Raw genomic sequence first — 18,844 nt, 5'->3', positions numbered from 1 at the left:
GAGATGGGGGGTGTTCAGGAGGAGTGGAACGGCAGCCCGGCGTCGGCGACCAGCTCCAGGTCGTCGCTCTCCTCGGCGGGCAGCAGGGTCGGGGTGCCGTCGGTGACCGGGACGACGCCCAGCTCCAGCAGCTCGGCCAGGGCGGCGCTGCCGGCCATGTCGCGGACCTGGAGCTGGTAGCGGGCGGTCGTGCGGTACGTGCCGCCGTTGTCGTCGCCGGTGCGCTGGAGGAAGCCGGAGTCGGTGAGGAAGGCGACGGCCTTGGCGACGATGCCGGTGGTCGAACCGGCCGGGCGGCGCGCGTCCTTGGTGGCGCCGGTCGCGCTGCGCCGCATCCAGATCCGCCAGGCGGCCTCCAGGCCGGGAGCGTCGGTCACCGGGTCGGTGTTCTCACCCTGCTCGGCGGCCCGCTCCTCCAGGCGGCGGCAGGCCTGGCGCACGAAGGCGTCGACGCCGTTGACCGTGACCCGGCCGATGTAGCCGTCGTCGGCGAGGTCCTCGGGGCGCGGGAACGCCATGGCGGCGACGGCGAGATGGGCGAGTCCGTGCAGGAACCGGTCGCCGCCGTCGGCGGACGTACGACGCGCGTAGTCACCCATGCGGACGGCGAACACCGAGTCCTCGGCGGCGGTCACGACCATGCCCGAGCGGGGGGAGACCTCCAGCACGATCAGCCCCAGTCCGGTCGCCACGGCGTCGGCGAGCCGGGCGAACGGCGGGTCCTCGCGGTAGCGCCGCAGCAGGTCCGCGTACTCCTGGTCGCGGGCGGGCTGCAGCTTGGGCTGCAGCCCGAAGGACACGAGCCGCGCCGCGTCGGCGGCGTCGGCGGGCGTGACGGCGGCAGTGGCCGCCGGGGCCGCCGCCTCCGGCTCACTCCACTCGACGTGCTCGCTCACGGTCGGAACTCCTTGTGCCACTCGTACTGACTCATGCCGCTTCCGTCTGACTCATGCTGCTTGCAGCCGACCCATACTGCTCTCGTCTGACGCATGCCGCTTCCGTCCGGCTCATGCCGCTTCTGTCCGGTCCGCCGCCATCCCCGCCGCGTCCAGCAGCGCGGTGCCGACGATCAGGTCCGCCCCGCCGAACTCCGGGTCGTCGAGCTCGGTGCCGTCGTCCACGGCGAACAGCAGCTTCTGCTCGCCCTGGCGATAGGCGGTGCCGACCGGCGGGCTCGCGGCGTGCACCGCCAGCAGAGCCACCAGGTACGGCAGATCGGGGTCCTGCCGCCGGGCCTCCGCCAGCAGCCCCGACAGCCGCCGCGGGGCGTCCGCCGGCAGGTCGAGCAGCTCCTGCGCCGCCGCCATCTGCTCCTCGCTGAACCGGCTGTCGTCGGGCGTGGCGATGAGGTCCGGCTCGGGCATCTCCGCGCCCAGGTGCTCCCGCTCCACCGGCGGCGTCAGCAGTATGTCGACGAGGTCGCCGACCCGGACGGACACCGGCGTGCGCAGCCCCGTACCGCGGGCGAAGAACGCGTCCGTGACGCGGACGGCCTGCTCCAGCGGCAGCGGCAGGACGGGGGCGACGAGATGGCCGTACAGGTCTATCCCCGAGGTGGTCGCCGGAGTGGCGAACGCCTGCCGGTCCTGCTCGGCGCGGAACAGCGGTCCGGCCTCCAGCAGCCGGGACTGCAGTTGCGTGTGCCGCCGGATGCAGTCCTTGACGATGTCGACGAGCTCGGCGGCGCGGCGCTTGTGCTCGGGGTCCTCGGACTCGTCGCGCGCCTTGCGGATGTTGGTGAGGATCGCGTTCTCGTGGCGGTAGCGGTCGGCCACGTGCTCCAGGGCCTCGGCGATCATGTCGGGCACCGTGGTGAGCCAGTCCACCGCGCGGACGTTGCGCCGGGTGGCGTCGAGGGCCCTGCGCAGGGTCTCCGAGTACTGCACGGTGCGGTAGCGGGCCTGTTCGGCCGCGAGCTGGGCGTCGGCGAGCCGGCCGCGGCTGATCAGCACCTCCAGCTTGACCTCGGCGGCGATCTGCGCGCTGGTGACGTCCGTGTCGAGGGCGCCGACGAGGACGTTGACCGCCTCGTCCGTCGTCCGCAGATACACCGTGCCGCCGGGGCCGGGGACCTCCTCGATCAGCTTGAAGTCGTAGTCCCGGCGCACATAGGTGCCGTCCGCCGCGAACGTGCCGTACACCGCGCGGAAGCCGCGGTCGACGCTGCCGACGTTGATCAGGTTCTCCAGGACCCAGCGGGCCACCCGCTCGTGCTCGGCGGCGGGGCGCTGCGGGGCCTGGGCGGCGATGCGCGGGATGAGCCGGGCGACGATCTGGTCGTGGTCGGCGCCCGTGTCGAAGTCCATGTTCAGTGTGACGAGGTCGATGGCCGCGAGGGCGACCTCCGCCATGCCGTACACCGAGTACTCGCCCGCGAGGTTGGCCTTGCGCGCGTCCAGGTCGTGCAGCGGCGCGGTGCAGGCGAGCGCGCGCAGGCGCCGCGCCAGGCCCTCGTCGGCGGCCGGCCCCGGGGCGGGGCGCGGCCCCGCGCTGAGCTGGGGCGGAACGCTGTCCGTGGATGCAGGCGAAGTCACGGTGCACAGACTAGGTCCTGGGTCTGACATCGACCCAAACGACGCGGTACGCCTCTCCCGCCGTCCGCTCCTCAGCCGTCCTCGCCGACGCGGCGGCGGTACACCTCGACGACCCTCTCCAGCGAGTCGTCGAGGTAACCCGCGAGCAGTGTCTCGGCCTGCTCCCGGTCCCCGTCCTGAAGAGCCCGAAGAATTGCGACATTTCGCGCGATATAGGGCTCGTGCAGCCGCTGCGGTTCGTCCACCACGTGGAAGGCGAGGCGCAGTTCGGCGAAGACGCTGCGCATCAGCTCGGCCGTGCGCTCGCTCCCGGCCAGCGCCACCAGTTCCCGGTGGAAGTGGATGTTGGCCGTACCCACCCCCTTCCAGTCACCTTCGCGGGCCGCCCGGCGCCCCTCCTCCACGGCGCCGGCCAGCCCGTCGAGCCCGTAGGGCGGCTCCCCCAGGCCCCGGACGACCGCGCACTCCACGAGCCGCCGGGTGCGGTAGATGTCCTCGACGTCCTCCACGGTCAGGACCCGGACGAAGACCCCCCGGTTCAGTTCATGGACGAGCAGGCGTTCGTGCGTGAGCAGCCGGAACGCCTCGCGGAGCGTGTTGCGGGAGACGCCGAGCGCGCCGCCGATGCTGTCCTCGGACAGGCGGGTGCCGGGCGGGAAGTACCCCTCGGCGATCCGGCTCCTGAGGATGTCCGAGACCCGCTCCGCGGTGCTGGTGCGCCCCAGGAGGGCCCGGTCGTCGGCGAGGTCCTTCAGCTGCTCTGCCATGCCGGAATTCAATCGCAGTTCCCAAGAACGAACCAACATGGGTATTGAGGGATCGTTGAACAATCCTCTACGGTGCTACGCACGGCGTCGCCTCCCTCACCGCGCCGCCGACCGCTTCCGCACGGCACGGCTCCCCCAAGCACCCTCCGTCCTCCCTCTGCGAGGTGCCCATGAGCACGACCCCTCCACCGCAGGCCCTCACCGACGACACGCGCCCCGCCACCACCGAACCCGCCTCGGACGACGGGGCGTTCGGCTGGCTGCGGGCCCTGGGTCCGCGCGGTCGCCGCGCGTTCGCAGGTGCCTTCGGCGGCTATGCCCTGGACTCGTACGACTACTTCACACTGCCGCTGAGCATGGTCGCGCTGGCCGCGTACTTCGGCCTGAACAGTGGCCAGACCGGACTCTTCACGACGGTCACGCTGGTGGTCTCCGCGGTCGGCGGCGCCCTCGCGGGCGTCCTCGCGGACCGCATCGGCCGCGTCAAGGCGCTGATGGTCACGGTGATCACGTACGCGGTGTTCACCGTCGCCTGCGGTTTCGCGCCCAACTACGAGACGCTGCTGGTCTTCCGCGCCCTCCAGGGGCTCGGCTTCGGCGGCGAGTGGGCGGTCGGCGCGATCCTGGTCGCCGAGTACGCGAGCGCCAAGCACCGCGGGCGCACGCTCGGCGCGATCCAGAGCTCCTGGGCCGTGGGCTGGGGTCTCGCCGCGATCGTGTACACGTTCGTCTTCTCGATCGCCGGCGACGACCTGGCCTGGCGCATCATGTTCTGGACCGGGGCGCTGCCCGCGCTGCTCGTCATCTGGCTGCGGCGCAGTGTGCACGACGCCCCCGAGGCGGCCGCGGCGCGTGAACAGAGCGCCGAGAAGGGATCGTTCAAGGCGATCTTCAAGCCCGGGCTGCTGCGGGTCACGGTCTTCGCGGGACTGCTGTCCACCGGTGTCCAGGGCGGCTACTACACGCTGGCCACCTGGGTGCCGACCTACCTGAAGTCCGAGCGGGACCTGTCGGTCGTCGGCACCGGCGGCTATCTGACGTTCCTCATCTCGGGCGCCTTCATCGGCTACCTGACCGGCGGCTACCTCACCGACAAGCTGGGCCGGCGGCGCAACATCTGGCTCTTCGCCCTGCTCTCGGCGATCTGCATCCTGGCCTACGCGAACATCCCGAGCGGCGCCAACACCCTGCTCCTGGTGCTCGGTTTCCCGCTCGGGTTCTGCATGTCGGCGATCTTCAGCGGCTTCGGCTCCTACCTGAGCGAGCTGTACCCGACGGCGGTGCGCGGCACGGGGCAGGGCTTCACGTACAACACCGGGCGCGCGGTGGGCGCCGTGTTCCCCACGACGGTCGGCTTCCTGGCGGACAGCTGGGGCGTGGGCGGCGCGCTGGTCTTCGGCGCGATCGGCTACGGCATCGCGGCCCTGGCCCTGCTCGGGCTGCCGGAGACCCGCGGGAAGGAGCTCACGTGAACCGCACGAGCACGGAGGACCGTCCCCTGGTCCTCGTCGACGAGCACGCGCGCGCGTGGAGCCCGCGAACGGCCCGGGCCCGTTTCCGCGACGGCCTCACCGGACCCACGGCCGGGGTGGCGGCGGGCCACACCCAGGTCAACCTGATCTCGGTGCCCGCCGACTGGGCCTACGACATGCTGCTGTTCTGCCAGCGCAACCCCAAGCCCTGCCCGGTCCTCGACGTCACGGACGCCGGGTCCTGGACGACCGTGCTCGCCGAGGGCGCCGATCTGCGCACGGACCTGCCGCGCTACCGGGTGTGGCGGGACGGCGAGCTGGTGGACGAGCCGACCGACGTGCGCGCGTACTGGCGGGAGGACCTGGTGTCCTTCCTCATCGGGTGCAGCTTCACCTTCGAGTGGGCGCTGGGCGAGGCGGGCGTGCCGATCCGCCACGTCGAGCAGGGCCGCAACGTCCCGATGTACGTGACGAGCCGGCAGTGCCGTCCGGCGGGGCGGCTGCACGGCCCGATGGTGGTGTCGATGCGGCCGGTGCCGCCCGAGCATCTGGCGGCGGCGATCCGGGAGAGCAGTCTGCTGCCCGCGGTGCACGGCAGCCCGGTGCACTGCGGCGATCCCGCGGGACTGGGCATCGACGACCTCGCCCGCCCCGACTTCGGTGACGCGGTGGACACCGAGCCGGACGACATCCCGGTGTTCTGGGCGTGCGGGGTGACCCCGCAGGCGGCCGTCATGGCCTCGCGCCCGCCGTTCGCCCTCACCCACGCCCCCGGGCAGATGTTCCTCACCGACGCCCGCGACGAGCAGTACCGCGTGGCCTGACAGGAGTGAAAGTGACCTCGATCGACCTGAACGCCGACCTCGGAGAGGGCTTCGGCCGCTGGCGGCTCACCGACGACGAACGGCTGCTGTCCGTCGTCACCAGCGCCAACGTGGCGTGCGGCTTCCACGCCGGGGACGCGGCCACCATGCGCCGGGTGTGCGAGCTGGCGGCCGAGCGCGGGGTGCGGATCGGCGCCCAGGTGTCCTACCGGGACCTGGCCGGGTTCGGGCGGCGCGCGATGGACGTGCCGCCAGCCGAGCTGGCGGCCGAAGTGGCCTACCAGATCGGCGCCCTGGAGGTGTTCGCGCGCGCGGCGGGCGCCCGCGTGGCCTACGTCAAACCGCACGGGGCGCTCTACAACCGGGTCGTGCGCGACGAGGAGCAGGCCGCCGCGGTCGTCGACGGCGTGCTCCTCGCGGACGGCGCGCTGCCCGTGCTGGGCCTGCCCGGCTCACGCCTGCTGGAGCTGGCCGCGAAGGCCGGGCTGCCGGTCGTCACCGAGGCGTTCGCGGACCGCGCCTACACCGACGCGGGCACCCTGGTGCCCCGCTCCCAGGAGGGCGCCGTGGTCACCGACCCGGAGGCGGTCGTGGAGCGGTCCCTGGGCCTGGCCCGCTCCGGCGAGGTGGTCTCCCGCTCGGGGTCGCGCATCGAGGTGCGCGCGCGTTCCCTGTGCCTGCACGGCGACACCCCCGGCGCGGTGGAGCTGGCACGCCGCGTTCGGGAGCGGCTGGAGGCGTCGGGGGTCCGGGTGGAGGCCTTCGCATGAAGGTCCTGCCCGTCGGCGAGGACGCCCTGCTCGTCGAGGTCTCCTCGGGCGAGGAGGCCCAGGCCCTGCACGCGGAGCTGCTGCGGCGCCGCGCCGAGGGCTCGCTGTCGGCCCGCGAGATCGTCCCCGCGGCCCGCACGGTCCTCCTCGACGGCCTCGACGCGCCCGCCCGGGTGTCCGCCGAACTGACCGCGGCCGAGATCCCGCCCGCTCCCCCACGCGCGCGTGCCGTGATCGAGATCCCCGTGCGCTACGACGGCCCGGACCTGGCCGACGTCGCGGCGCACTGGGGCGTGCGGGAGCGGGAGGTCGCGCGCATCCACGCGGAGACGGAGTTCCGGGTCGCCTTCTGCGGCTTCGCGCCCGGCTTCGGCTACCTCACCGGCCTGCCGCCGCGCTACGACGTGCCGCGCCGGGCCACCCCGCGCACGGCCGTCCCGGCGGGGTCGGTGGCACTGGCCGGCTCGTACACGGGCGTGTACCCGCGCTCCTCGCCGGGCGGCTGGCAGCTGATCGGCACGACGGACGCCGTGCTGTGGGACCACGCGCGCGTGCCGGCGGCGCTGCTGTCGCCGGGCACACGCGTGCGGTTCGTCCCCGAGGCACGCTCATGACGGACCGCGCGCTCGCCGTCGTCCGGGCCGGCGCCCTGACCACCGTGCAGGACCGGGGCCGCCCCGGACACGCCCACCTCGGCGTTCCCCGCTCCGGGGCGCTGGACGGGCCCGCCGCGGACCTCGTCAACCGGCTGACCGGAAACCCACCCGGGGCGGCGGTGCTGGAGACGACCCTCAACGGCTGCACCATGCGGCCCCGTTCGGACGTCACCGTGGCGGTGGCGGGCGCGCCCTGCCCGGTCACGGTGGACGGGCGGCCCGCCGCCTGGGGCGCGCCGGTGCGCGTGCCCGCCGGTGCGCTGCTGGACATCGGGCCCGCGGTGTCGGGCGTACGCGCCTACGTGGGCGTCTCCGGGGGCATCGCCGTGGAACCCGTACTCGGCAGCCGCTCGACCGACCTGCTGTCGGGGCTCGGCCCGGCGCCGCTCACGGACGGCACGGTGCTGCCCCTGGGCCGGCCGACCGGGCCGCACGCGCGCGTGGACGTCGCCCCGCAGCCGGCGCCACCAGCCGAACTGGTCCTGCGGGTGACCCTCGGCCCGCGTGACGGCTGGTTCACGCCGGAGGCCGTGCGCGCCTTCCTCTCCCGCGCCTACCGGGTGTCCGCCGCGAGCAACCGCATCGGGCTGCGCACGGAGGGACCCGCCCTGGAGCGGGCCCGGCCCGGTGAACTGCCCAGCGAGGGCATGGTGCTGGGAGCCGTCCAGGTCCCGCCCGACGGCAGGCCCGTGGTGTTCCTGGCCGACCACCCGACCACCGGGGGCTACCCGGTGATCGCGGTGGTCGGCGCCGCCGACCTCCCGGCGGCGGCCCAGGCGCTTCCCGGCACACCGGTCCGCTTCGTGGCCGTACACCGCCGCTAGGCCCTGCCGCACGCCGACAGGGCCCGGAGGCGCTGCCGCGGGGGCAGGGCCCGGGACGTGACAGCCACGCCCGCCCGCGACAGGGCCCGTGGGCATGCCGCGCGGCAGGGCCCGGGGCACACAACGCCCACGCCCGCCCGCGGCAGTCCCGGTCAGGCCGCGTCCGGCTGTTCCGCCACGGACAGCGCGGCGAGGGCCGCCGACACCGCCGCGGAGGCCCGTAGGTCGAGCCGGGCGCTGGTGCCCCGGGCGCGGTGCCGGAGCTCGTCGGCGGCGAGGGTCAGGAGCTGGGGCAGCAGGTCGGTGCACCGGCGTGCCACCCAGCCGGTACCGGCCGTGGCCAGCCACCACAGGCTCGCGGATGTCGTCGGGGCGGGGAACTCCGGCTCGGGCGAGGGAGCGGGCCCGGTCGCGAGGCCGTGCTCGGCGAGCAGCGCGTGGAAGCGCAGGGCCAGTTGCCGGTGCCCCCGCTCCCCGGGGTGCAGCCGGTCCGCGCTCCACAGGGCGCGGTCGGTGATCCAGTCGCCCTCGCACGCGTGCAGGTGGAGCGCTCCGTACCGGTCGGACAGGGCGTGCACCACCGTGTTCACGGCCCGTTGCCGCCGGGCCAGCGGATGCGCGAGTGCCCCCGGCAGCCCGAGCATCGCGCCCGGGTCGGGCAGGCACGCGGTGAGCAGCACCGCGCCCTGCTCGGTGAGCGCCGCGTACACCTGGTCGAGGCGGGCCGCCACGGCCTGGATGTCGAAGGTGCAGCGCAGGGTGTCGTTGACGCCGACGACGACGGACACGAGGTCGGGCCGCAGCTCCAGCGCGGCGGGCAGCTGTCGCTCCAGCACGTCCCGGGTCTGCGACCCGCTCACGGCCAGGTTGGTGAAGGACGCGGGCGTCCCGGTGAGCCCGTCGGCGAGCAGCGCGGCCCAGCCGCGCCACCCGTCCCCCACGGGGTCGCCCACGCCCTCGGTCAGCGAGTCGCCCAGGGCCACGAACCGCGGGGGCCCGTCCCACCGCGAGGGCCCCACGCACCACGCGGCTCTCATGCCACGCCTCCGGGCACGTACGGCCGCACGGGGACGGCCGCGTCATGGGCGGCCAGGAACGCGTCGACGGCCGCGTTCCACCCGAAGCACTCCGCACGCGCGCGTGCGGCCTCGCGACGGTCCGCCTCCAGGCGTTCCAGCAGCAGGTCCACGGCGTCCGCGAAGGCCTCCCCGTGGTCCGCGGCGACGGCGCCGGCGGAGCCGATCACCTCCGGCAGCGCGGACGACGCGCTCGCCACCACGGGCGTGCCGCACGCCATGGCCTCCAGCGCGGCGAGCCCGAAGGTCTCGGCGGGCCCGGGCGCCAGGGCCACGTCGGCGGACGCCTGGAGCGCGCCGAGCAGCCCGCGGTCGGAGACGTGCCCGAGGAAGGTGACCGGCAGGCCGCTCTCACGGGCCCGCTGTTCGAGCCGCGCGCGCAGCGGACCGTCCCCGGCCACCACCAGCACCGCCCGCCGCCCGCGCCGCCGCAGCGCCTCCAGGGCGTCCAGCGCCGTCCCGGGACGCTTCTCCACGGACAGCCGCGAGCACATCACGAGCAGCGTCTCGTCCCCGCGCGCGTGCCGGGCCCGCAGCTGCGGGTCGCGCAGGGCGGGGTGTCGCTGCACCAGGTCGACGCCGAGCGGTGCCCGGACGACGTTGCGGGCCCCGATCCGCACGAACTCCCGCTCGGCGAACTCGGTGGTGCACACCACGCGCGCGTACGTGTGGGCCGTACGGACGTTGAGGGCGTCGGCGGCGCGCCGGGCGGCCCCCTCGGGCAGGCCCCAGGTGCGCAGGACGCCGTCGGCGGTCTCGTGGGAGACCATCACGGCCGGGACCCGGGCGCGCCGCGCCCACTTGCCGGTCCACCTGAGGGTCGTCCGGTCGGACACCTCCAGCCGGTCCGGCGCCAGCTCCTCCAGCAGCCGGGCCACCCGCCGCTTGTCGGCGAGGACGCGGTAACCGCCGGTGCCGGGCAGCAGCGGCCCGGGGAGGGTGATCACCCGCCCCTGCTCGGTCTCGCGGTCGCTGAAACGCTCGCCGGGGATCACCAGGACGGGCTCGTGCCCCGCCGCCTTGAATCCCTTGCCGAGCTCGCGCAGCGCGGTGCGCAGACCGCCGGACGCGGGCGCGACGAAGTTCGCGAGCCGGACGATCCGCAGCGACCGGCTGTTGTGGCCTCCCGGGTTCATGCCGCCACCGCCGTCCGGCGCCCGGCGAGCACGTGCGCGTAGTGCCCGATCAGCTGGTCGCCGACGGCCGCCCAGGTGCGGCCCTCGACCATGGCCCGCCCGGCGGCGCCGAAGGCGGTCCGCAGCCCGGGGTCGGCGGCCAGGGCGCGCACCGCGTCCCGGACGGCGGTCGCGTCGCGCGGCGGCACGAGCAGCCCGGTGTGCCCGTGGGCGACCAGGTCCAGGGGCCCGCCCGCGGCGGGCGCCACGACGGGCAGGCCGCTGGCCATGGCCTCCTGGACGGTCTGGCAGAAGGTCTCGAACGGGCCCGTGTGCACGAAGAGGTCCAGCGAGGCGAAGACCCGGGCGAGGTCGTCGCCGGTGCGGCGGCCGAGGAAGACGGCCCCGGGGAGCGCCTGCTCCAATGAGGGCCGGCTGGGCCCGTCGCCGACGACCACGACCCGGACGCCTTCCAGGCCGCAGGCGCCGGCGAGGAGTTCGACCTGCTTCTCGGGGGCGAGCCGGCCGACGTAGCCGACGATCAGCTCTCCGTTCGGGGCGAGTTCGCGGCGCAGGGCCTCGTCGCGGCGGTCGGGCCGGAACCGTTCGGTGTCCACGCCGCGCGGCCACAGCTTGACCCGGGGCACCCCGTGCGTCTCCAGGTCGTTCAGGGCGGCACTGGACGGGGCGAGGGTGAGGTCGGCGGCGCCGTGGACGGAGCGGATGCGCCGCCAGGCGGCGGCCTCTCCGGCGCCCATGTAGGTACGGGCGTATCCGGCCAGGTCGGTCTGGTAGACGGCGACGGCGGGGGTGCCGAGGCGGGCGGCGGCGGCCATGCCGCGTACGCCGAGGACGAAGGGGCTGGCCAGGTGGACGACATCGGCTCGGTGCTCGATGAGGGTGGCGGCCAGGCGTCGGCTGGGGAGGGCGACGCGGACCTGGGGGTAGCCGGGGAGCGGAAGGGAGGGGACGTGGACGACGGGGCACGGCGCGGACGCGTCGGGCTTGTTCCCGGGTGCGGGGGCCGGGGCGACGACGACGGGGGCGTGACCGCGCTCGACGAGGTGCCGGGCGGTCTGGAGCGCGCAGTGGGCCACGCCGTTCACGTCGGGGGGAAAGGATTCGGTCACGATGACGACACGCATACCGGTGTTGTCGCCGTGCCGGACGTGGCCGCGTCAACGTGGATCTTTCCGAACGAGGAACGTCCTATGAGCGTTCTGAGGCGCACCCGCGCAGGTCAGGCCGTGTCCATGCCCGCCTGACCCGCGAGTCACCCCACGTTCACCTCCGCGGCCTGATTCCGCCTTGGTTTTCTCGCGAGAGGGGTCACACAGCGGGCTCCTCGGGGCCGATGCGGCTGCGGACGGCCGTCTGCACCTCGGCCTCCTCGGCGGGGTCGACGGCGAGCCGGCGCAGTCGCTCGACGACGCGGGTGTCGCCGGTCTCGGCGTGCCGGGCGGCGAGTTCGCGGGTGGTCTCCTCGCAGTCCCACAGGCACTCGACGGCGAAGCCGGTGGCGAAGGAGGGGTCGGTGGCGGCGAGGGCCCGGGCGGCCCGGCCGCGCAGATGGGAGGAGGCGGTCTCGCGGTAGACGTGGCGCAGGACGGGCGCGGCGCAGGCGATGCCGAGCCGTCCGGTGCCGTCGACGAGGGTCCACAGGGTCGGTGCGTCCGGTCCTTCGCCCCGTACGGCCTCGCGCAGGGCGGCGAGGACCAGGTCGCGGTCCTGCGCTCCGCCCCGGCAGGCGAGGACGCGTCCGGCGGCGGCGCCGAGGGCGTCCGGCCGCCGGGCCCAGCCGCGGGCCCGGTCGACGGCGGCGACCGAGCGCATGCGCTCGAAGGCGTCGACGGCGGCGTCCACGACGAGCGTCGAACCGGTGGCCACGGCGCCCTCGATCAGGTCGAGGGCGTCGGGATCGTTGCCGTCGGCGAGGTAGCGCAGGGCCGTGCACCGAGCCCCGTCGCCGCCGTCCTTGGCGGCCTGGACGATCTCGGCCCGGTCCTCGGGGCCCGCCACGGCGGAGAGACAGCGGGCTGCCGGGACATGGAGGGCCGCGCCCCGGTCGATGCCCTGCTGGGCCCATTCGAAGACGGCTTGCACGCTCCATCCGGGGCGGGGCCCGGCCGGTCGCATCTGCCGCTGCCAGCGGTCGAAACAGCCGGCTTCGTGAGCGGCACGCACGCGCGTGGCGACGGATTCGCGGGCGTCCTCGGCCCACAGTCGCCACGGCCGGGGCTCGAAGGCGTCCCGGACGGTGGCGGCCAGCTCGGCATCCCCCTCCGGATCGATGGGGAAGCGCGCGAGGACGGGTGCGGCGAGGGCGCGCAGGCCCGCGTCGTCGTCCCTGAGGGCCAGCTCGTCGAGGGCCCAGGCCCAGTTGGTGCCGTGGGCGGCGTACCTGCGCAGCAGTTCGAGCGCGTCCCGCCTGCCGTAGGAGGCGAGGTGTCCGAGGACGGCGAGGGCGAGGCCGGTGCGTGACTCGTCGGTGTCGAGGACGTCCTCGGCGTCGAAGAGGTGGGCCTCGACCGCGTCCAGCTCGCCGTTCAGGTCGAGGTAGAGGCGGGCGTAGTAGAGGGAGCGGTTCTCCACCTGCCAGTCGTGGCGGGGGTCGCGCAGCACGCAGTGGTTCAGCGCCGCGAGCGCCTCGGGGCGCGGGGCGGTGAGCGCGTGCAGTGTGCCGTCGCCGCGGCCCCGCTGGAGCAGGCCGAGCAGCGTACCGCTGGGCGCTATGACCGGATCGAACATGGGAAACAGCCTCACATCAAGCGTCGACGCAACCGGGGACGTGTACTACCTGGCCGCGCGACAACACGTCGGAGTGCCCGCCGTTTCCTGCTTGCTGTAGACCATCTTCCTCTGCCTCTCGTCGGTGGCCCTTGCGGACCGCGTCACGGCCCGCGCGGTGCGGCAACACCTGCCCAACCATCACGTCCGTGAACCACGTCGTCATGATGACTCGGCACTTCCGTCTGCCGCGACCGAAATTTCGGCGGCCCTGTACCGCCTCCCCCGTTTTCTTAGTCGTTCCAGGTCAGACCGGTCGGCTCAGTGCTCGCCGAACAGTTCGAGCAGTTCCGTCCGGCCGAACATGCGCGCGGTGTCGACGGCCGAGGGCGTGCCCGCGGACGGGTCGGCGCCGCCCTCCAGGAGGGCCTTGATCACATCGGTCTCCCCCTTGAACACGGCTCCCGCGAGCGGGGTCTGGCCTCGGTCGTTCACCCGGTCGGCCTCGGCGCCGCGGTCGAGCAGTGCGCGCACCGCGTCGGAGTGGCCGTGGTAGGCGGCGAGCATGACGAGCGAGTCGCCCCGGTCGTTGGTGAGGTTGGCCGGAACACCCGCGTCGACGTACGCCACGAGCGCCTCGGTCTGTCCCCGCCGGGCCAGATCGAAGATCTTGGTCGCCAGCTCCACGACCTCGGGGTCGGGGACTTCGGTCATCGGACGGACCGCCTCTCCACTGCGCAGCGTCGGGTGGGTACGCCTGCGGGGGCCGCAGCCGTACGAGTGAATCGCCAGGGTACTGGCTCGCGCGGCACATGACCCGATGTGCCCGAGGTAAAGATCAGCAGAGACCGGGTCGTGCGCAACGGTCCAGCTCAGCCCGGTCGGGAACCACGCCGCCAGTCGGAGGGAAATAGTCCATATTTCACCCAGTTGCACCTTTTATCGTATGGATACATCCTGTGAGCCTGGAAGCACTCATGGTGACTGTCCCCGCGAACCAGGAGACCTCAAATGATCCTGTCCATCTCAGGCGTGGTCCTGCTCGGCATCGTCGTCTTCATCTTCTTCCGCAAGGACGGCCTGAAAGCCTCGCACGCGGTGGTCGCCATGCTGTTCGGCTTCTACCTGGCGAGCACGGCCATCGCCCCGAGCATCAAGGCGGGCGGCGAGAGCCTGGCGAGCCTCCTCGGCGGAATCAAGTTCTGACGCCCCGCTCCCCTTACGCACCGATCTGGAGGCAGTAGTGGCCCGGCGCCCCCTCCCCCGCATTCTGAGCAACGGCAGCGCGCAGCTCGCCCGGAGCCGGGAGCTGGCCCGGACGGCCGCCGACAGCGCCACGGACGTCCTCCATCCGCTGATCACGATCACGCGCGGTCTGCGCCGGCTGGCAGCGGCCGGGCGGCGCAGATGGGCCGACACCCCCAAGGAGAGACGGGGGGCCCTGCTGTTCCTGGTGGCCTCCGTGATCCTGGTCGTGGCGCTGGTGCCGTACGGGCCGCTGCTCGCCGTCATCACCCTGATGACGGCGGCGGCCTGGCAGGGCCGGGACCGCGCCCCTGCGTCACCCGACGGGCCCGACGAGATGCAGAGCCGGCGCCTGAAGTCGCTGTACGAGGCGCTGGTGCCGTACTTCTCCACCGCCGAGGACCCCGAGCCGCTGTACGCCCACGGCGGGGCGTGGGACAAGGCGTTCCCCACCTACGCGTTCGACGGCGGCGGCCGCATCTCGCACCTGGTGGTCCGCTACCCGGCGTACTTCACCGACAGCGAGGCCGAGGCCCGCGCCCGGATCGAGCACCTCCTCGTCGCCAAGTCGGGCCGGGGCCGCGAATACCACTTCACGTGGGACGAGGAGGGCAACCAGTTGACGGTCGGCGTGCTCCTGCCGCTGCCCGTCGACATCACCGCCCAGCGTTTCGTCACCGCGCCCGGCGAGACCGTCCTCGGCTTCACCGACCCGACCGAGGTCCGGCGCACCCTCCCCCTCACCTACGGCGAGCAGCGACGCGACGTGCCCCCGGTCGTCTGGCGCACGGGTCTGCGCTCGACCGAGCCCCACCTGCTCGCCCTCGGCCAGCCGGGCAGCGGCACCTCCACGCTGCTGAGGTCGATCGCCCTGCAGGCCCTCCAGCACGGCGACGTGGTGATCGTCGACGGCGGCGGCACCGGCGAGTACGCCTGTCTGACCGGCCGGGACGGCGTCCTGGCCGTCGAGTGCGGCCTGACCGGAGCCCTGGCCAGCCTGGAGTGGGCCGCGACCGAGACGGAGCGCCGTCTCATCGCCGCCAACCGCGCCCACCAGGCCGGCCAGCCGCCGCCCGACGACACCAAGCGACCGTTGTGGATCCTCCTGGACCGCCCGACCGCGTTCACCCACCTGGCCGCGGCGGACGACCGCAAGGACCCGCAGTCCCTCCTCCAGGTCCCGCTCCGGCACGGCCGCCCGGCCCACGTGACGGTGGTCGTGGCCGACCAGCTGGACTGCCTGGACGCCCTGAGCGAGCCGGTGCGGCAGCACACCCGGGCCCGTGTGGTCCTCGGCCCGGCGACGGCGGAACAACTCGAATCGGCCCTGGGCGCGCCCCCGCACACCACCCCCGTCGACCAGGTCCCGCCCGGCCGCGGCTACGCCCGCCTGGGCACGGGCCCGGTCCACCGCCTCCAGGTCCCGGCCACCCCGAACCCGTACGACGACGCGACCCCGGACGCCCACCGCGAGGCGGTCCTGGCCCTCCTCCCACCCCGGACGACACCGGCGGACGGGGAGACGGTCCCGGAGCCGGACGGGGTGCCGGGCGAGCCGGAACCGGGCCAGACGGACAGGGAACCGGAGCCCGCGCCGGTGGCGGTGGCCTCGAAGACGCCGGAGCCGCAGCCCGAACCCGTTCCGGTCCAGGTCGCGGAGACGCCCGAGCCGCAGCCCGAACGGGTACCGGTCGTCACCAAGGACCCTCTGCCGAATCCGGTTCCGGTCCTGACCAAACCGACGGAGGCGAAGCGGGGTTAGGCACACCGGCTCCACCCGCACCGCCGTCCGGCACTAGGCCACGAACGTACGCGGCGCCTCACCGCCCCCCACGCCGCCCGACTCCACCAGCCCCGCCGCCGCGGCCAACCGCACGGCTGCCTCCTCCGCCACCGCCCCGCCCACGGTGAACGGCAACCGCACATACCCCTCGAACGCCCCGTCCACCCCGAACCGCGGCCCGGACGGCACCCGCACCCCCACGCGCTCCCCCGCCTCCGCGAGCCGCGAGCCGGACAGCCCCCCGGTCCGCACCCACAGCGTCAGCCCGCCCTGCGGCACCTCGAACTCCCACCCGGGCAGCTCACGTCGCACGGCCGCCACCAGCTCGTCCCGGTTCGACCTGGCCTGTTCCCGCCGGACCTGGACGGCCTGCTCCCAACCCCCGGTGCCGAACAGCCAGTTGACGGCCAGCTGCTCCAGCACCGGCGTACCGAGATCGGCATAGGCCCGTGCGGCGACCAGGCTGCGGATCACGTCCGGCGCGGCCCGCACCCACCCGATGCGCATGCCGGCCCAGAACGCCTTGCTGGCCGACCCCACCGTGATCACGGTCGAACCCGCCGGGTCGAACGCGCACACCGGCCGCGGCATCCGCACCTCCGCGTCGAGCCACAGCTCGGTCATCGTCTCGTCGGCGATCAGCACGGTCCCGGCGGACCGCGCCGCGTCCACCAGCCGCCGCCGCTGGTCCTCGTCGGCGAGCGCACCGGTCGGGTTGTGGAAGTCGGCGACGACGTACGCGATCCGCGGCGCGGCGTCCCGCAGGACCTGCCGCCAGCGGTCCATGTCCCAGCCGGTGAGCCCCTCGGCCATCGCGACGGGCACGAGCCGGGCCCCGGCCTCCCGCATCAGCTGGAGGATGTTGGCGTAGGAGGGCGACTCGACGGCGATGCGCTCCCCGCGCCCGCCGAACAGATGACAGATCGCGTCGATCGCGCCCATCGCCCCGGTCGTCACCATGATCTGCTCGGGCATGGTGGGGATCCCGCGCTCGGTGTAGCGCTCGGCGATCATCGACCGCAGCGCGGGCAGCCCGGCGGGGTAGTCGCCGTGCGTGTGCGCGTACGGCGGCAGCTCCTCCAACGCGCCCTGGACCGCCCGGGTGAGCCACGGCTCGGGGGCCGGAAGCGCCGCGCAGCCCAGGTCGATCATGGACCCCAGGGCCTCGGGCGGCAGGGGTTCCAGGCCGCGCGCGGGCACCGGGTTCCCGGCCGGCACGGCGGTCCAACTGCCCGCGCCCCGTCGCGACTCCAGGAACCCCTCGCCGCGCAGTGCCTCGTAGGCGGCGGCGACCGTCGTACGGCTGACGGAGAGGGAGAGGGCGAGTTCCCGCTCGGCGGGCAGCCGGGCGGCCACCGGGACCCGGCCTTCGAGCACCAGCAGTCGGATGCCGTCGGCGAGGGCGCGATAGGCGGGCGGGCGCCGGGCGCCGGGTCCCGCCGGGCGGTCCTGCTGGGACTTGAGGAGCCGGGCGAGCTGCGCCGCCCCCACGGCCGAGGTCCACTGCGCCATCGGAATCAGTCCACCTTCCCCGGATTGGCCCTGGATGGCGTGTCCATCCAAGCCACAGGGTGTCATGCATCAGTCCACTACCACCACAGGGGGGCACATCATGTCCACGCGGGGGCGTCTCGCCCGGCGGCTCATCCAGCTCTACGTCGGTCTCGCGCTGTACGGCGCGAGTTCGGCGCTGCTCGTCCGGTCGGGACTCGGCCTGGAGCCGTGGAACGTGCTGCACCAGGGCCTCGCCGAGCGGACGGGACTGTCGATCGGCGTGGTGCTGACCCTCGTCGGCGCCGCGGTGCTGCTCGCGTGGATCCCGCTCCGACAGCGGCCGGGCCTGGGCACGGTCTCCAACGTGCTGGTCATCGGCATGGCGATGGACGCCACGCTGGCCCTGGTGCCCGACGCGCACGGCTGGGCGCTCCGCGTGACCCTGATGGCCACGGGCATCGTCCTGAACGGCGCGGCCACCGGCCTCTACATCGCGGCCCGCTTCGGCCCGGGCCCGCGCGACGGCCTGATGACCGGACTGCACCAGCTCACGGGCGTCTCGATCCGGCTGGTGCGCACGGGCATCGAGCTGACGGTCGTGGCGACCGGCTTCGCCTTGGGCGGTACCGTCGGCGTCGGCACCCTTCTGTACGCGCTGTCCATCGGGCCGCTCGCCCAGCTGTTCCTGCGCGTGTTCGCCGTTCCCCCGGCATCCGGCGGCAGCACGGTCGTTGCCACCGGTCAACCAGAACGCGCGATACTGCGTCCGTGACCCCGCGGATACGCCACCCCTACCTCGACCATCCCGGCCCGATCGCCTTCGCCCACCGGGGCGGGGCCGCGGACGGCCTGGAGAACACGGTGCGGCAGTTCCGGTGCGCCGTGGAGGCGGGCTACCGGTACATCGAGACCGACGTCCACGCCACCCGGGACGGCAAGCTCGTCGCCTTCCACGACGCGACCCTGGACCGGGTGACGGACGGCGCGGGCCGGATCGCCGACCTGCCGTGGCAGGAGGTACGCCAGGCTCGCGTGGGGGGCGAGGAACCGGTGCCCCTCTTCGAGGAACTCCTGGAGACGTTCCCCGACGTGCGCTGGAACGTCGACGTCAAGGCGGAGGCCGCCCTGCTGCCCTTCCTCGACCTGGTCGGCCGGACCGACTCCTGGGACCGGATCTGCCTCGGCTCGTTCTCCGAGGCGCGCGTGGTGCGCGCCCAGCGGCTGGCCGGTCCGCGCCTGGCCACGTCGTACGGCACCCGGGGCGTCCTCAACCTGCGGCTGCGCTCCTGGGGGCTGCCGGCGGCGGTGCGCCGCTCGGCGGTCGCCGCCCAGGTGCCGGAGATCCAGTCCGGCATCCAGGTCGTGGACCTCCGCTTCGTCCGCGCCGCCCACGCGCGCGGGCTCCAGGTGCACGTGTGGACCGTCAACGACCCGGAGAGCATGCACCGGCTTCTGGACCTCGGCGTGGATGGCATCATGACCGATCACATCGACACGTTGCGCAAGGTCATGGAGGACCGCGGCGTCTGGGTCTGAGACCCCCGGCCGGTCGCCTCT

18 protein-coding genes are annotated in these 18,844 nt (G+C 74.1%); 9 read left to right on the top strand and 9 right to left on the bottom strand.

The genetic code is table 11. The features are described from left to right. Positions 1 to 14 precede the first annotated feature (14 nt). From ACSUPV_RS34160 to ACSUPV_RS34150, 3 genes are all read right to left on the bottom strand, one after another. Complete coding sequence (locus ACSUPV_RS34160) at positions 15 to 896, bottom strand: hypothetical protein (protein ID WP_359795279.1); 882 nt, start codon at positions 894 to 896, stop codon at positions 15 to 17. 111 nt (positions 897 to 1,007) lie between these two features. Further along, positions 1,008 to 2,534, bottom strand: a complete 1,527-nt coding sequence (locus ACSUPV_RS34155; RefSeq protein WP_031116730.1) for a hypothetical protein — start codon at positions 2,532 to 2,534, stop codon at positions 1,008 to 1,010. Positions 2,535 to 2,605: 71 nt separating this feature from the next. Then, positions 2,606 to 3,301: a GntR family transcriptional regulator gene (locus ACSUPV_RS34150; RefSeq protein WP_436949153.1), complete on the bottom strand. Its 696-nt coding sequence runs from the start codon at positions 3,299 to 3,301 to the stop codon at positions 2,606 to 2,608. A gap of 170 nt (positions 3,302 to 3,471) precedes the next feature. On the opposite strand from ACSUPV_RS34150, the gene ACSUPV_RS34145 reads away from it, so the two are divergent. From ACSUPV_RS34145 to ACSUPV_RS34125, 5 genes are read left to right on the top strand one after another with little or no spacing between them, the layout of a single operon-like run. Then, complete coding sequence (locus ACSUPV_RS34145; RefSeq protein WP_436949152.1) at positions 3,472 to 4,773, top strand: MFS transporter; 1,302 nt, start codon at positions 3,472 to 3,474, stop codon at positions 4,771 to 4,773. Continuing rightward, positions 4,770 to 5,597, top strand: a complete 828-nt coding sequence (locus ACSUPV_RS34140; RefSeq protein ID WP_037769215.1) for a putative hydro-lyase — start codon at positions 4,770 to 4,772, stop codon at positions 5,595 to 5,597. The genes ACSUPV_RS34145 and ACSUPV_RS34140 overlap by 4 nt, the downstream gene beginning before the upstream one ends. 11 nt (positions 5,598 to 5,608) lie before the next feature. Next, the gene (locus ACSUPV_RS34135; RefSeq protein WP_436949151.1) at positions 5,609 to 6,367 is read left to right on the top strand and encodes a LamB/YcsF family protein; all 759 of its coding nucleotides are present in this window, start codon (positions 5,609 to 5,611) and stop codon (positions 6,365 to 6,367) included. After that, positions 6,364 to 6,981 carry a 5-oxoprolinase subunit PxpB gene (gene pxpB, locus ACSUPV_RS34130; protein WP_436949150.1) on the top strand — a complete coding sequence of 206 codons (618 nt, stop codon included), beginning with the start codon at positions 6,364 to 6,366 and terminating at the stop codon, positions 6,979 to 6,981. The genes ACSUPV_RS34135 and pxpB overlap by 4 nt, the downstream gene beginning before the upstream one ends. Further along, positions 6,978 to 7,847: a biotin-dependent carboxyltransferase family protein gene (locus tag ACSUPV_RS34125; protein WP_436949149.1), complete on the top strand. Its 870-nt coding sequence runs from the start codon at positions 6,978 to 6,980 to the stop codon at positions 7,845 to 7,847. Before pxpB ends, ACSUPV_RS34125 begins: the two co-directional genes overlap by 4 nt. A gap of 152 nt (positions 7,848 to 7,999) precedes the next feature. Here the strand turns inward: ACSUPV_RS34125 and ACSUPV_RS34120 are convergent, their stop codons facing one another. From ACSUPV_RS34120 to ACSUPV_RS34100, 5 genes are all read right to left on the bottom strand, one after another. Continuing rightward, positions 8,000 to 8,884 (bottom strand): SGNH/GDSL hydrolase family protein, encoded by an 885-nt coding sequence (locus ACSUPV_RS34120; protein WP_436949148.1) that lies wholly within the window; start codon positions 8,882 to 8,884, stop codon positions 8,000 to 8,002. Continuing rightward, a complete protein-coding gene (locus ACSUPV_RS34115) occupies positions 8,881 to 10,059 on the bottom strand; it encodes a glycosyltransferase (RefSeq protein ID WP_031116723.1) in 1,179 nt (392 codons plus the stop codon). The genes ACSUPV_RS34120 and ACSUPV_RS34115 overlap by 4 nt, the downstream gene beginning before the upstream one ends. Continuing rightward, positions 10,056 to 11,183: a glycosyltransferase family 4 protein gene (locus ACSUPV_RS34110; protein WP_031116722.1), complete on the bottom strand. Its 1,128-nt coding sequence runs from the start codon at positions 11,181 to 11,183 to the stop codon at positions 10,056 to 10,058. The genes ACSUPV_RS34115 and ACSUPV_RS34110 overlap by 4 nt, the downstream gene beginning before the upstream one ends. Before the next feature lie 184 nt (positions 11,184 to 11,367). Next, positions 11,368 to 12,786, bottom strand: coding sequence for a HEAT repeat domain-containing protein (locus tag ACSUPV_RS34105; protein WP_436949147.1), 1,419 nt, complete (start codon positions 12,784 to 12,786; stop codon positions 11,368 to 11,370). Between the two features lie 300 nt (positions 12,787 to 13,086). Then, on the bottom strand, positions 13,087 to 13,479 hold the full coding sequence (locus tag ACSUPV_RS34100) for an ankyrin repeat domain-containing protein (RefSeq protein WP_031116720.1): 393 nt from the start codon (positions 13,477 to 13,479) through the stop codon (positions 13,087 to 13,089). Positions 13,480 to 13,776: 297 nt separating this feature from the next. Here ACSUPV_RS34100 and ACSUPV_RS34095 point away from each other — a divergent pair, with 297 nt between their 5' ends. Continuing rightward, positions 13,777 to 13,971: a hypothetical protein gene (locus tag ACSUPV_RS34095; protein WP_030843336.1), complete on the top strand. Its 195-nt coding sequence runs from the start codon at positions 13,777 to 13,779 to the stop codon at positions 13,969 to 13,971. Positions 13,972 to 14,008: 37 nt separating this feature from the next. Next, entirely contained in the window at positions 14,009 to 15,772 is a 1,764-nt protein-coding gene (locus ACSUPV_RS34090; protein ID WP_436949146.1) for a hypothetical protein, read from the top strand. A gap of 33 nt (positions 15,773 to 15,805) precedes the next feature. On the opposite strand, the gene ACSUPV_RS34085 is transcribed toward ACSUPV_RS34090, so the two are convergent. Then, positions 15,806 to 17,305, bottom strand: a complete 1,500-nt coding sequence (locus ACSUPV_RS34085; protein ID WP_382616532.1) for a PLP-dependent aminotransferase family protein — start codon at positions 17,303 to 17,305, stop codon at positions 15,806 to 15,808. A gap of 64 nt (positions 17,306 to 17,369) precedes the next feature. Between ACSUPV_RS34085 and ACSUPV_RS34080 the strand changes: the two genes are divergently transcribed. Both ACSUPV_RS34080 and ACSUPV_RS34075 read left to right on the top strand, forming a co-directional pair. After that, a complete protein-coding gene (locus ACSUPV_RS34080; protein WP_078651122.1) occupies positions 17,370 to 18,059 on the top strand; it encodes a hypothetical protein in 690 nt (229 codons plus the stop codon). After that, positions 18,056 to 18,823 carry a glycerophosphodiester phosphodiesterase gene (locus ACSUPV_RS34075; protein ID WP_031116716.1) on the top strand — a complete coding sequence of 256 codons (768 nt, stop codon included), beginning with the start codon at positions 18,056 to 18,058 and terminating at the stop codon, positions 18,821 to 18,823. Before ACSUPV_RS34080 ends, ACSUPV_RS34075 begins: the two co-directional genes overlap by 4 nt. The last annotated feature ends 21 nt before the right edge of the window (positions 18,824 to 18,844 follow it).

Source organism: Streptomyces sp. SudanB52_2052, assembly GCF_964272415.1.
Classification (GTDB): Bacteria; Actinomycetota; Actinomycetes; order Streptomycetales; family Streptomycetaceae; genus Streptomyces; species Streptomyces olindensis.
The sequence above is the reverse complement of the archived record's forward strand: the minus strand, read 5'-3'. Positions and strand labels throughout refer to the sequence as shown.

Bases quoted from the DNA above. Each gene is read 5' to 3' on its own strand.
- ACSUPV_RS34105 (WP_436949147.1), bottom strand. From the start codon at position 12,786: ATGTTCGATCCGGTCATAGCGCCCAGCGGTACGCTGCTCGGCCTGCTC.
- ACSUPV_RS34095 (WP_030843336.1), top strand. From the start codon at position 13,777: ATGATCCTGTCCATCTCAGGCGTGGTCCTGCTCGGCATCGTCGTCTTC.
- ACSUPV_RS34100 (WP_031116720.1), bottom strand. From the start codon at position 13,479: ATGACCGAAGTCCCCGACCCCGAGGTCGTGGAGCTGGCGACCAAGATC.
- ACSUPV_RS34110 (WP_031116722.1), bottom strand. From the start codon at position 11,183: ATGCGTGTCGTCATCGTGACCGAATCCTTTCCCCCCGACGTGAACGGC.
- ACSUPV_RS34080 (WP_078651122.1), top strand. From the start codon at position 17,370: ATGCATCAGTCCACTACCACCACAGGGGGGCACATCATGTCCACGCGG.
- ACSUPV_RS34145 (WP_436949152.1), top strand. From the start codon at position 3,472: ATGAGCACGACCCCTCCACCGCAGGCCCTCACCGACGACACGCGCCCC.
- ACSUPV_RS34125 (WP_436949149.1), top strand. From the start codon at position 6,978: ATGACGGACCGCGCGCTCGCCGTCGTCCGGGCCGGCGCCCTGACCACC.
- pxpB (WP_436949150.1), top strand. From the start codon at position 6,364: ATGAAGGTCCTGCCCGTCGGCGAGGACGCCCTGCTCGTCGAGGTCTCC.
- ACSUPV_RS34150 (WP_436949153.1), bottom strand. From the start codon at position 3,301: ATGGCAGAGCAGCTGAAGGACCTCGCCGACGACCGGGCCCTCCTGGGG.
- ACSUPV_RS34120 (WP_436949148.1), bottom strand. From the start codon at position 8,884: ATGAGAGCCGCGTGGTGCGTGGGGCCCTCGCGGTGGGACGGGCCCCCG.
- ACSUPV_RS34085 (WP_382616532.1), bottom strand. From the start codon at position 17,305: ATGGCGCAGTGGACCTCGGCCGTGGGGGCGGCGCAGCTCGCCCGGCTC.
- ACSUPV_RS34115 (WP_031116723.1), bottom strand. From the start codon at position 10,059: ATGAACCCGGGAGGCCACAACAGCCGGTCGCTGCGGATCGTCCGGCTC.